General features: G+C 74.4%; 12 protein-coding genes. 3 read left to right on the forward strand and 9 right to left on the reverse strand.

What is annotated here, in order from left to right; genetic code table 11:
* Positions 1–43: 43 nt before the first annotated feature.
* The 3 genes from FXF50_RS14805 (at position 44) to FXF50_RS14815 (ending at position 2455) form a co-directional block, all read left to right on the forward strand.
* Entirely contained in the window at positions 44–985 is a 942-nt protein-coding gene (locus FXF50_RS14805) for a hypothetical protein (RefSeq protein ID WP_148428187.1), read from the forward strand.
* A gap of 80 nt (positions 986–1065) precedes the next feature.
* The gene (locus FXF50_RS14810) at positions 1066–2085 is read left to right on the forward strand and encodes a hypothetical protein (RefSeq protein ID WP_148428189.1); all 1020 of its coding nucleotides are present in this window, start codon (positions 1066–1068) and stop codon (positions 2083–2085) included.
* A gap of 70 nt (positions 2086–2155) precedes the next feature.
* On the forward strand, positions 2156–2455 hold the full coding sequence (locus tag FXF50_RS14815) for a hypothetical protein (RefSeq protein ID WP_148428191.1): 300 nt from the start codon (positions 2156–2158) through the stop codon (positions 2453–2455).
* A 29-nt stretch (positions 2456–2484) separates the two neighbouring features.
* Here FXF50_RS14815 and FXF50_RS14820 read toward each other — a convergent pair whose 3' ends face one another.
* From FXF50_RS14820 to FXF50_RS14860, 9 genes are all read right to left on the reverse strand, one after another.
* Positions 2485–3810: an MATE family efflux transporter gene (locus FXF50_RS14820; protein WP_148428193.1), complete on the reverse strand. Its 1326-nt coding sequence runs from the start codon at positions 3808–3810 to the stop codon at positions 2485–2487.
* A 632-nt stretch (positions 3811–4442) separates the two neighbouring features.
* A complete protein-coding gene (locus FXF50_RS14825; protein WP_172968016.1) occupies positions 4443–4652 on the reverse strand; it encodes a DUF6186 family protein in 210 nt (69 codons plus the stop codon).
* Positions 4652–5062 (reverse strand): hypothetical protein, encoded by a 411-nt coding sequence (locus tag FXF50_RS14830; protein WP_148428195.1) that lies wholly within the window; start codon positions 5060–5062, stop codon positions 4652–4654. The genes FXF50_RS14825 and FXF50_RS14830 overlap by 1 nt, the downstream gene beginning before the upstream one ends.
* An 86-nt stretch (positions 5063–5148) precedes the next feature.
* Positions 5149–6195 (reverse strand): bifunctional oligoribonuclease/PAP phosphatase NrnA, encoded by a 1047-nt coding sequence (locus tag FXF50_RS14835; protein WP_148428197.1) that lies wholly within the window; start codon positions 6193–6195, stop codon positions 5149–5151.
* Positions 6192–6677 carry a 30S ribosome-binding factor RbfA gene (gene rbfA / locus FXF50_RS14840; protein WP_148428199.1) on the reverse strand — a complete coding sequence of 162 codons (486 nt, stop codon included), beginning with the start codon at positions 6675–6677 and terminating at the stop codon, positions 6192–6194. The genes FXF50_RS14835 and rbfA overlap by 4 nt, the downstream gene beginning before the upstream one ends.
* Before the next feature lie 193 nt (positions 6678–6870).
* Positions 6871–7164 carry a DUF503 domain-containing protein gene (locus tag FXF50_RS14845; protein ID WP_148428201.1) on the reverse strand — a complete coding sequence of 98 codons (294 nt, stop codon included), beginning with the start codon at positions 7162–7164 and terminating at the stop codon, positions 6871–6873.
* A gap of 43 nt (positions 7165–7207) precedes the next feature.
* Positions 7208–8257, reverse strand: coding sequence for a TRM11 family methyltransferase (locus FXF50_RS14850; protein WP_148428203.1), 1050 nt, complete (start codon positions 8255–8257; stop codon positions 7208–7210).
* A 78-nt stretch (positions 8258–8335) separates the two neighbouring features.
* Positions 8336–11341, reverse strand: a complete 3006-nt coding sequence (infB, locus tag FXF50_RS14855) for a translation initiation factor IF-2 (RefSeq protein WP_148428204.1) — start codon at positions 11339–11341, stop codon at positions 8336–8338.
* Between the two features lie 93 nt (positions 11342–11434).
* A complete protein-coding gene (locus FXF50_RS14860; protein WP_091312207.1) occupies positions 11435–11770 on the reverse strand; it encodes a YlxR family protein in 336 nt (111 codons plus the stop codon).
* Between the last annotated feature and the right edge of the window lie 7 nt (positions 11771–11777).

Genomic DNA, 11777 nt, shown 5'->3' on the forward strand with positions numbered 1-11777 from the left:
CCGGCACGCCGCCAACCTCTCCACACACACCTAGGGATGCCACATGACCGCCGAGGACGAGACCACCCCACCGGTGGTGCCGAACCGATACGACGTCGCCACCCGCGGTGAGGCCGTCCGGCTGCCGGGCTGGATGACCGGCGAGGACGCGGCGACGCCGCTGACCCGCGGGGAACGCATCCGGCTTGCGTGGTCCCGGCAGCGCGGCAGGCGCCACGTCGCCTTTGTCGTACTGCTCGCGCTGGCACTCCTCGGCGCCACGGCCACGCTTGGTCACGTCACGGTCGACCGGGTCCGGGCGGGCACCGCCCGGACGACGGGCTCTCCCACGCCGTCTCCGGTGCCGCTGAGCCAGGTCGGCGAGCCGCGGGACCTCTTCGCCGGGAGCGCCGCGGCTGACTTCGCGGTCGGCGAGAAGTCGCTCACGCTGCCCCGGGCCACCGCTGCCGGACCGTTCACCGCCACGGAGGTGGCCGCGGCCCTGACCCAGGTCCGCAAGGCGCTCGCGGCGGCCCGCCTCGATCTGAACATGCTCGTCGGCGACCCGGAGCCCTTCCTGGCCCTCCTCGCGCCGGACGCCCGCCAGCAGTTGGCGCACGACTTCGAGGACAACAGCTTCGTGCACTACGCCACCCGGATCGGCTCCGGTGAGGGGGCCGAGGAGATCAGGGCCCGGGGCACGATCCGCTACCGGGCCACCAGGACCGAGGACGGTGTCCCGGTGCTGGAGATCACCACCGCGTACGTCTGGGTGTACGCGTTCGACGTGCCGCGCACCACGCCCGGCCAGGCGGGTCTGGCGGCGATCCGCGACGAGGTCGTCTGGCAGGTCCCCCGGTCGGACGGGCTGCCCGCCGCGCAGCGAGGGCTCTGGCTGGTCTCGGCGCAGGCGAGCACCAGCAACGTGGAGTGCTCCCGGCTCGCGGAGGGCTTCCTCGCGGTGTACCCGTGGTTGGGCGGTCCCGGCTCGTTCCAGCCCTGCTGAGGGAGCCGAGGGCTACCGCGTCGGGCGACAAGGTGGGACACTCACTGACATCTCGCCCACTCCTGACTCGGGGGGCCGCGATGACCGACGAACGGCCGGACTCCACACCACCGCGCCATCCCGCCCCCACGCCCGGCCACCGGCCCGGACCGCCGGCGGCGCCGCAGTGGCCGCGCCATCCGCCGCCCGGCGCGGCCGGTCCGGGGCGCGACGGCGGCCCCCGGAGTTGGCGGGGCCGGCACTCCGGCTCGCTGCTGACCGGCGTGACGGCGCTGCTGCTGCTCGCCTTCGTCGGGGTGGTCGGCGGGGCCGTCCTGGTGTCGATGCCGTCGGCGCGCGGGCGGCCGGTGGTGTTCCCGACGTTCGGCCCGCCGGCCGGCGCACCGTCCCCCACGTCCGCCGCGCCGGCCGCCACGTCCGCGGCGCCAGCCCGGGCGTCCGGCCCCTTCGACGGCACCCCGGCCGCCGGGTTCCCGCAGGGGCAGGCGGGGATCGTCCTGCCGGCCGCGAAGCGGACCGGCCCGTTCACCGAGAAGCAGGTGGCGGCAGCGCTGGCGAAGGTGCGGAAGGTCCTGGTGACCGCGCGGCTGGACCGCCAGTTCATGACCGGCGACGACCCGGAGCCGCTGGTCCGGCAGTTCGCCCGGGACGCCCGCGCCGGCCTGCGCAAGGCCTTCGCGTCCGACACCTTCGCCGCGTACGCCACCCGGGTGGCGCCCGGCGCCCGGCTCACCGCCGACCAGCCCAGGGTGCAGGGTCGGATCAGCTACCGCGCCACAAAGGACGACGAGGGCATCCGCATCCTGGCGGTGACCACCAACTTCGTCTGGTCGTACGCCTTCCGCACCACCAGCACGGTGCCGGGCGACGCGCTGGTCGTCGTGCATGACACCGTGGTCTGGAGCGTGCCGCATCCCGACGACGTCGAGAGCAGTTCGACCGGGCTCTGGATCGAGGACGCGAACTCGTACGCCGCCAACGTCGACTGCGCGGCGTACGACAAGGGCCTGCTCAACCTGGGTACCCACAGTTCCGACGGCCCGGACCTGGACGCGGTCTTCGACCCCGCCGCGACGCTGGACCTCCCGGACACCTGCTGAGCGGGGTCGCGCGGGAGGCTCCGGTGCGGCACACTGCCGCAACCCCCCTCGTAGCCCCCAGGAGTCCCGGATGAGCACCACCCCGCCGTCGCACCAGCACCGTCCCCGGGTCGACCTGCCCGACTGGATGCGGAACCCGGAGCCGCCGCGGCGCACCCTCGGCCGCCGCCTCTCGGACCTCGTCGACGGCGTGCCGGCGCTGGCGGCGGCGCGGCGCCGGCTCTGGGCGTGGCGGGGGCGCACCCGGTTCAGCGAGCGGCACCCGGTGGTCTCCGCGATCGCGTCCTTCGTGGTGGTGGCCGTCGTGGCCACCGTCCTGGTGGTCGGCACGCTCTACCTGTTCCACAAGATCAGGCAACACGAGATCTGACCCTCGGCGCCGAGGGCTGGCGAAGCCGGTCAGCGGACCGCGCCGACCACCGCCCAGCCGCCGGAGCGCAGCCGCAGCAGCAGGGCGACCAGCCGGAGCACCACGAACAGGGTCAGCCCGGCCCAGATCCCGCCCAGCCCGAGGTCGAGCCCGTAGGCCAGCCAGATGGCCGGCAGGAAGCCGCCCAGCGCCGCCACGATGGTGAGGTTGCGCAGGTAGCGGACGTCCCCCGCGCCGATCAGCACGCCGTCGAGGGCGAACACCACGCCGCCGATCGGCTGGAGCGCCACGAACCAGGGCCAGGCGACCATGGCCTGCTCGCGCACCTGCGGATCGGAGCTGAACCACGACGGCACCAGCCCGGCGCCAGCGGCGATGAGCACCGCGAACGCCACGCCGCAGAGGCCGCCGAGCAGGGCGATCCGCCGGGCGAGCGCGCGCGCCGCGGCGGCCTCCCCGGCGCCGAGCGCCGCACCGATCAGGGACTGCGCGGCGATCGCCAGGGCGTCGAGCACCAGGGCGGTGAAGAACCAGAGTTGTACGGCGATCTGGTGCGCGCCGACCGCGGCGGCGCCGAACCGGGCCGCCACGGCGGTCGCCGACAGGAAGCTGGCCTGGAAGGCGACGCCCCGGATGAGCAGGTCGCGGCTGAGCGCCAACTGCTGGCCGATGAGCCGGGGCCGGGGGCGCAGCGGGACCCGCTCGCGGACCAGGGCCGCCGCGAAGAGGCCGCCCGAGATGGTCTGCGCCACGGCGTTGGCCACCGCCGAGCCGGCCAGGCCGAGCCCGGCCGGGTAGACCAGCAGCGGGCAGAGCAGCGCCGAGAGCAGGTTGGGGCCGAGCACGAACAGCAGCGGCCGGCGGGTGTCCTGGATGCCGCGCAGCCAGCCGTTGCCGGCCGCCGCGAGCAGCAGGCCGGGCGCGCCGAGCGCCGCGATCCGCAGCCAGGTCGCGGCGGCGTCGGCCACCTCACCGGGGCCGCCCACGAGGGTACGGGCCAGCCAGCCGCCCCCGACCTGGATGGCGAGCGCCACCAGCACGCCGACGGTCAGGGCGAGCCAGGACGCCTGCACGCCCTCGGCCACGGCCGCGGCCCGATCCCCCGCGCCGAACCGCCGGGCCGACCGCCCCGTGGTGCCGTACGCGACGACGGTGCCGAGCCAGGCGGTCAGCGTCAGCACGGTGCCGCCGACGGCGAGCGCGGCGAGCGGAATCCGGCCCAGGTGCCCGACGACGGCGGTGTCGACAAGCACGTAGAGCGGCTCGGCGGCGAGCACCACGAGGGCCGGCAGGGCGAGCGCGGCGATCCGCCGGGCCGTGGCGGACGAAGCGGCAGGCGCGACAGTCTGACTCATCGCCGCCGATCCTGGCACGCTCCCGTAAGGTACGCAACCCCACCCACTACTTACCGGCCCGGCCGCCCCTCCCGGTCGATCATGAAGTTGGCGGCAGCTCCGGAGACGACGAACGCCGCCAACCTCATGATCAAGGCGGCGGCGCGGGAAGGGAGGGAGGGGTCAGCCGGCGGTGACGTCGTTGGTGCGGCGTCACCGCCGGGCGGCCACCGTCACTGACGGGTGTCCATCGAGGTCTGCAGAGCGCGGCGCATCTGCTCGCGCGCCTCGTCGGTGGAGTTCTCGGTCTGCGGCTTGCGCTTGGTCGCCATGGGAGTTCCCTTCCAGGGTGCGGACCACCGGCACACGGCGGCCCTACGGGGCGTCCGACCCTCCCGCACGGCGCGTCCACCGCGCCGCGACGTGAAGCCGTCGGTCTGCTGAGCGCCGGCAGCGGTCCGGGATCACCGGAGCGGCTCCCTGGCAGCGTGAGCCCGGGTCGGTCTGACCCTGGAGGGAGGGGGCACCGGGTGTGGCACCACCGCCCATGACCAGCGCCGAAGCGCCGGCCCCCACCCAAATTAACGTTCACTTTCCAGATGCTGCCCACTGTTCCCGCGATACGGACAGCCGGGAACGGGACGGGCGGCCGTTCAGCGGGCCAGGAAGTGCCAGCCCAGCCACCACCAGAACCCGAACAGGCCGATCCGGCCCACCGGTACCGGGCCGACCTCGTACCGCATCACGAAGGCGCAGACGTCGGCCAGGGACGGGATCCGGGAGCCCTCCCGCCGGGCGGCCCACTCGACGGCCGCGAAGAGCAGCAGCGCGGCCAGGAAGCCGCCGATCGCCAGGGCGCGCATCATCGGCGGACCAGCCCCCAGAACGCGGTCAGCCAGGCGAACCAGGCCGCCGAGCGGACCAGATGCTCCTCCAGCAGCGGGTCGGCCAACCGGGAGAAGGTGGGGAACTCGTCCCCCACCGACAGCACGAACGTGGCCCCCTCGAACACCCCGAACACGGTGACCGGCAGCAGCCACCAGAGCGCGCCGGGCGGCAACCGTCGCGGCGCCGGCCGCCGGGGCGGCACCCGGTTGCTCAGACCGACCCAGATCAACGCCCCGCCGGTGCCCAGGGTGTACAGGTTGGCCGCCGCGGAGAAGGACGGCAGCTGCCCGCCGACCAGCGAGAGGCAGATCAGCACCGGCACGGAGACGACCGGGCGGTCCCAGGCCCGGGGCGCCTCGACGGTGAGCTCACGGGGGTGATCCATCACCCGATTGTCCCCAGCGTCACGGAGCGCGGGAAGACCGGCACGCCCCGGAGTAATCCCCGGTTCCGACCCCGAACCGGGGTGGGTCAGGCGGGCAGCAGGGCGCCGGACAGCTCGGCGCGGATGCGCTCGACCACCTCGTCGACCGTGCCCCGTCCGGTGAACCCGGCCGCGAACCGGTGGCCGCCGCCGCCGAGCACCGTGGCCACCCGGCTCACGTCGACCGCGCCCTTGCTGCGCAGCGAGACCGCCCACTCGGCGTCGCCGGCCTGCTTGACCACGCAGCTCACGTCCGCCTCGGCGGTGCAGCGCACCGAGTCGATCAGGGCCTCCAGCACGTACGCCGGCTGGTCGTGCCGGGCCAGGTCGTCGCGGGTGGCGTAGGTCCAGACCAGCCCGTGCCCGGCGGCGGCCGCCGGCTCCAGCCGGGCCCGGCCCAGCACCTCGCCGAAGAGGCGGACCGCGCCGAAGGGCCGGGTGTCGAAGATCCGCCGGGAGATCTCCCCCGGCCGGATCCCGGTGGCCAGCAGCCGGGCCGCCAGCTCGTGCACGGCCGGCGTGGTGGCCTCGAAGCGGAACGAGCCGGTGTCGGTGCTCAGGGCCACGTAGAGGCAGGCCGCGATCTCCGCGTCCAGCGCCACCCCGAGCCGGTCCAGCAGGCCGAGCGCGACCACCGAGGTGGCCGCCGCGTGCGGGTCCACGAGGTGGATGCCGCCGAACCCGGTGTTCGAGGCGTGGTGGTCCAGCACCAGCGCGGTGCCCGCCTTGTCCAGCCGGTCGACCAGGTCGCCCAGCCGGGACTCGCTCGCCGCGTCGAAGCAGATCACCAGGTCCGGATCCGGGTACGCGTCGTCCTGCGCCACGAGCAGGTCGGATCCGGGCAGCCAGCGGAACGGCTCGGGCACCTCCGGCGGGCCGGGGAAGGTCGCCTGGAGTTGGCGTACGCCGAGCCGGCGCAGGCCCAACCCGAAGCCGAGCATGCTGCCCAGGGCGTCGCCGTCCGGGTTGACGTGGCAGATGAGCAGCACCCGCGCCGTGGCGGGGAGCCCGCGTACCGCCGCGACGGCGGCCGCCCAGTCGGTGTCGGTCGGGCCGGCACCGGCCGGCGGCCCGCCCGCGGCGGAACCGGTCACCGGCGGTCGCCGCCGCGCGGCTCGTCGTCCTCGGTGTCGGCGGCCTCGACCTCGTCGGTGTCCTCGTCCTCCACCCGGTACGGCTGGGGCTCGCCCGCGTACTGGGCCTTGGCGGCCAGGCGCTGGACCTCGGCGTCGGCGTTGCGGGCCGCCGCCAGCAGGTCGTCGATGTGCTTGACCTGGTCCTGCACGTCGTCGAGGACGAAGGTCAGGGTCGGCGAGTGGCGCAGCCCGAGCGCCTTGCCGACGGTGCTGCGGAGCATGCCCTTGGCGCTCTCCAGCGCGGCCGCGGTGCTGGCCTGGGCCGCCGCGTCGCCGAGCACGGTGTAGAAGACGGTGGCGTCGCGGAGATCGGCGGTGATCCGGGCGTCGGTGATGGTGATCATCCCGAGCCGGGGGTCCTTGATCTGGCTCCGCACCACCGACGCGACCAGTTCACGGATGCGCTCCGCGTGCCGGCGTACCTTGGCCGGATCCGTCATGTCCCCCACCTCCAGGGCTTCGTGCCTGCTACGACGGCTCCGGCCCGGCGCGACTGACGCCCCGCCACCGGGAGCCGTCGGCCGGAGACGGACGGCACGGGCGCCGCCGGGTCCGACCGCCCAACATCCCGAACATTACCCGCGCGATCGCCGCCCCCGCGCAGGGCCGCCCGTGCCGGCGGCGAGGGTCCGCTCAGTCCTCCTCGCCGTGCAGGCGACGGCGGACCGACAGCAGCTCGGTCTCCGGACGGGCGGCCACCAGCCGCTCGCAGGAGTCGAGCACCTCGCGGACGTGCGCCGGCTCGGCGGCCACCACGGCCACCCCGATCTGGGCCCGGCCGTGCAGGTCGAGCGCCCCGACCTCGGCGACGGACACCTCGAACCGGCGGAGCGCCGCGACGATCGGCCGGACGTACGACCGCTTGGCCTTCAGAGACCGGGAGTCCCCCGGGAGCAACAGGTCGAATTGCGCGGTTCCGGTGTACACGGCGAGCAACGGTACGGCAGGAGCGCCGCCCCGGTCACCCGTTTTAGTCGTGGGGCGCGACGGCCACCAGCACGTCCCGCTCGATCGCCTGGTCAACCCGGTGTGAGAGGTCCCGCCAGCCGGGCCCGTCCACAACGCGCAGGCCGGCGTCGGCCAGCACCGCCTCGGCCGCCGCCCGCGGGGCCACGTGGGTGTTCCAGGACAGCCCCAGCGCCCCGCCCGGGCGCAGCAGCTCCCGCCAGACCGGCACGGCGGCGCCGAGCAGGTCCAGCGGGCTGCGGGAGAGCCCCGCGTCGGTGCGGCTGCCGTGCGCCACCCCGTACGGGGCGTCGGTCACGATCACGTCGGCGCAGCGGGGCCGGAGCGCCTCGCGGGCCCGGGTGGTGTCGGCGTGGAGCACGGTGACCCGCTGGGTCGCCCCGGCCCGGTGCGCGTCCCGGGACGGTGCGATCACCGCCTCGAACCGCCGGGCCACGAGCTTCCGGTCCCGCCGCACCGGCACCATCTCGGCGGTGTGCTTGAGCCGCTTGCGGCGCAGCCAGGTACGCAGGAACGCCGCGTACGCGTCGACGTCCTTGCCGTCGTGTTCCACGCCGATGCCGTCGTACCCGTACATGAGCGCCTGGTTGAGGGTGGTGCCCCGGCCGCAGAGCGGGTCGAGCACCACGACCGGCCCGTCCAGCATCCGGGGCGCCGAGGCCGACGCCAGCAGGGTGACGTTGAGCAGCAGCCGGGTGAACTGCTCGTTGGTCTTGCCGGCGTACTTGGGGATGGTGATGAGGTCGGAGTCGTACCGGGCGAGGGGGTGCAGCGGCACCGGCCGGAGCAGGCCGTCATCCACCCGCTCGAAGAGCGCGTACGCCGCCGACAGGTTGGCCAGGTGGGCCAGGTCCCGGGTGCCGAGGCCGGGTTCCGGGGCGGCGAAGGTCAGGTACTCCACCCCGCCGATGCGTTCCACCGCCGCGTCAAGCGGCGGCGCGTCGAGCACCCCCGACCCGGCGAACACGGTCAGCTCGGCGCGGGCCAGCCGGCCGGCGGCGTCGGCGTAGACGCGGTTGGCGGAGGGGGCGAGGAGCAGCGCGTACCTGAGCACGCCCGAGATTCTCGCAGCCTGCGGAAACGGCGACGGCCGGGACCCGCAGGCCCCGGCCGTCGCCGTCGTTCACACCGCTCAGGCGCGCGGCTTCTCCCGCATCTCGAAGGTCTCGATGATGTCGCCGACCTGGACGTTGTTGAAACCGCCCAGCGTCAGACCACACTCGAAGCCTTCGCGGACCTCGGTCGCGTCGTCCTTGAACCGCTTCAGGGAGCTGATCGTGAGGTTGTCCGCCACGACCGCCCCGTCCCGCAGCAGCCGCGCCTTGGCGTTGCGGCGGATGAGGCCGGACCGGACGATACAGCCGGAGATGTTGCCGATCTTGGACGAGCGGAAGACGTCGCGGATCTCCGCGGTGCCCAGCTCGACCTCCTCGTACTCCGGCTTGAGCAGACCCTTGAGCGCGGCGTCGATCTCCTCGATGGCCTGGTAGATGACCGTGTAGTACCGGATCTCCACGCCCTCGCGGTCGGCGATCTCGCGGACCTTGTTGGCGGCCCGCACGTTGAAGCCGATGATCGTGACCGCCTCGGACGAGGCGCTCGCGAGCATGACGTCGCTCTCGGTGATCGCACCCACGCCCCGGTGGATGATCCGAAGCTGGACCTCCTCCGGGATGTCGAGGTTGAACAGCGCGTCCTCGAGGGCCTCCACGGAACCGGAGACGTCGCCCTTGAGCACCAGGTTGAGCGAGGTCTTCTCGCCCTCCTTGAGCTGCTCCATGAGCGTCTCGAGGGTGGCCCGGCCACGGGAGTTGGCGAATGCCGCCGCCCGCCGTCGCGCCTGCCGCTGCTCGGCGATCTGCCGCACGGTCCGGTCGTCCTCGGCGGCCAGGAAGGTGTCACCCGCACCCGGCACCGTGGTCAGACCCAGCACCATGACCGGACGCGCCGGCCCGGCCTCGTCGACCGGCTTGCCGTTCTCGTCCAGCATGGCGCGGACCCGGCCGTGCGCTCCACCGGCGACGATCGAGTCGCCGGCCCGGAGCGTGCCCTTCTGCACCAGCACGGTCGCCACCGCACCACGGCCCTTGTCCAGGTGCGCCTCGATGGCGACACCCTGCGCCGGCCCGTCGATCGGAGCGGTCAGCTCCAGCGACGCGTCGGCGGTCAGCAGCACGGCCTCGAGAAGCTCCTCGATGCCGATGCCGGGCTTGGCCGCCACGTTGACGAACATGGTCTCGCCGCCGTACTCCTCGGCGACCAGGCCGTACTCGGTCAGCTGCTGGCGGACCTTGTCCGGGTTCGCCTCCGGCTTGTCGACCTTGTTGACCGCGACCACGATCGGCACGTCCGCCGCCTTGGCGTGGTTGAGCGCCTCGATGGTCTGCGGCATCACGCCGTCGTCGGCCGCCACCACCAGGATCACGATGTCCGTCACCTGGGCACCACGGGCACGCATGGCGGTGAACGCCTCGTGACCCGGGGTGTCGATGAAGGTCACCGCGCGGTCCTCGCCCTCGTGCGGGACGTGGACCTGGTAGGCGCCGATGTGCTGGGTGATGCCACCCGCCTCGCCGGCCACGACGTTCGCCTTGCGGATCGCGTCGAGCAGCTTGGTCTTACCGTGGTCGACGTGACCCATGACGGTCACCACCGGCGCACGGCTGACCAGGCGCTCCGCCGCGACCTCGGCGTCGAGGTCGATGTTGAACTGCGCGAGCAGCTCGCGGTCCTCGTCCTCCGGGCTGACGATCTGCACGTCGAAGCCGAGGTGCTCACCCAGCAGCAGCAGGGTGTCGTCGGAGCAGGACTGGGTCGCGGTCACCATCTCGCCCAGGTTGAACATCTCCTGGACCAGCGAACCCGGGTTGGCGTTGATCTTGTCGGCGAAGTCCGACAGCGAGGCGCCACGGGACAGCCGGACGACCTGACCCTGGCCCCGGGGAGCACCCGAGGACATGGTCGGGGCCGACAGGTTGTCGAACTCCTGTCTGCGCTGCTTCTTCGACTTGCGACCGCGGGTCGGCCGGCCACCGGGACGCCCGAAGGCACCCGCGGCGCCGCCGCCACGGCCACGACCGCCACCACCCGGACGGCCACCGCCGCCGGCCGGGGCACCCGGGCGGAAACCGCCACCGGGAGCACCACCGCCGCCGCCGGGACCGCCGCGGTAGCCACCGCCGCCGCCACCGCCACCGGGACCGCCGCGGAAACCACCGCCGCCGCCACCGCCACCGGGACCGCCGCGGAAACCACCGCCGCCGCCACCGGGACGGCCAGCGCCGCCACCGGGGCCACCACGACCGCCACCGGGACCGCCGGGACGACCCGTGGTCGGCCGCTGGCTCGGCATGGAGGCCGGGCTGGGCCGGGGCGGCATGGACGCCGGGCTGGGCCGCGGCGGCATGCCCGCCGGGCTCGGCCGGGGACCGCCGGCACCGGCGGCCGGGGGCCGCTGCTGCTGGCCACCCTGGATGCCGAACGGGTTGTTGCCGGCGCCGCGCGCCGGCGGACGACCGCCCGGCCGCGCACCCGGGCCCGGGGTCGGGCCACCGGGACGGCCGGCGCCCGGGGCACCCGGACGCGGCGGCGCCGCGTTCGGACCCGGACGCGGCCCCGGACGGGGACCACCCTCGGTCGGGGGCTCGCGGCGGACGTTCTCCCGCTGCTGCTGGCGGGCGGCCTGCGCGGCCTTGACCGCGGCCTCCTGCTCAGCCTTGAGGGCAGCGGCGCGCGCCTCGGCGGCCGCCACCTCGATGTCGTGCGCGCTCGCCGGCTTGGCGACCGGGGTCGCCGGCTGCGGCGGGCCGGGGACCGGGCCCTTGGGCTTCGGTCCAGGGGTCGGCGCGGCCGGCCGCCGGGGCGGCATCGGCTTGGCCGAGACCCGGGGGGCGCCCGGGGTCGGGGTCGGCGTCGGGGTCGCCGCCGGGCTCGGGGCGGCCGCCGGGGGGGCGGCCGGCGCCGAGGTGCCACCGGCGGACGCGACGAATGCGCCACGCAGCCGTCGGGCGACGGGCGCCTCGACGGTGCTGGACGCGGACTTCACGAACTCGCCCATCTCCTTGAGCTTGGCGAGAACGGTCTTACTCTCGACCCCGAGCTCCTTGGCGAGCTCGTGTACGCGGGCCTTTCCTGCCACTGCACTCCTCACTCCGAGGTCGTGCGGGCAGCACCCGCAGCGACCTCACTCGTGCACTTGAAGCCTGGTCATTTCAGGGACTTCATCGTGTGCTCATGTCGGTCGTCCTACCTTGCTAGCGACCCTCGGCCGGTCGGGTTGACCGGTCGTCGGGGTTTGCGCGTCAACGTGCTCCGCGAGCGGACCGTGGTCGAGGACCCCGGTGATGCGCAGTGCCCGCCCGAAGGCGCGGCGCCGCACCGCCTGCGCGAAGCAGGCCGGATCCGGGTGCATGTTCGCTCCCCGACCCGGCAGTCTGCGGGCCGGATCAGGCCGGAGGCTGTAATGACCAGCCTCGTCCCCGACCGCGACCATCCGCAGCAACTCGCTGGCCGGCGCTCGCTTCCGGCAGCCCACACAGGTGCGCTCCGGCAGCGCGCGTCGTGCCACTGGAGGA

The organism is Micromonospora sp. AP08, from assembly GCF_008085935.1.
In the GTDB taxonomy this organism is placed as follows: domain Bacteria; phylum Actinomycetota; class Actinomycetes; order Mycobacteriales; family Micromonosporaceae; genus Micromonospora; species Micromonospora chersina.

Coding starts and splice junctions, on each gene's coding strand:
- FXF50_RS14805 (WP_148428187.1), top strand. CDS start 44: ATGACCGCCGAGGACGAGACCACCCCACCGGTGGTGCCGAACCGATAC.
- FXF50_RS14815 (WP_148428191.1), top strand. CDS start 2,156: ATGAGCACCACCCCGCCGTCGCACCAGCACCGTCCCCGGGTCGACCTG.
- FXF50_RS14830 (WP_148428195.1), bottom strand. CDS start 5,062: ATGGATCACCCCCGTGAGCTCACCGTCGAGGCGCCCCGGGCCTGGGAC.
- FXF50_RS14810 (WP_148428189.1), top strand. CDS start 1,066: ATGACCGACGAACGGCCGGACTCCACACCACCGCGCCATCCCGCCCCC.
- FXF50_RS14825 (WP_172968016.1), bottom strand. CDS start 4,652: ATGCGCGCCCTGGCGATCGGCGGCTTCCTGGCCGCGCTGCTGCTCTTC.
- rbfA (WP_148428199.1), bottom strand. CDS start 6,677: ATGACGGATCCGGCCAAGGTACGCCGGCACGCGGAGCGCATCCGTGAA.
- FXF50_RS14820 (WP_148428193.1), bottom strand. CDS start 3,810: ATGAGTCAGACTGTCGCGCCTGCCGCTTCGTCCGCCACGGCCCGGCGG.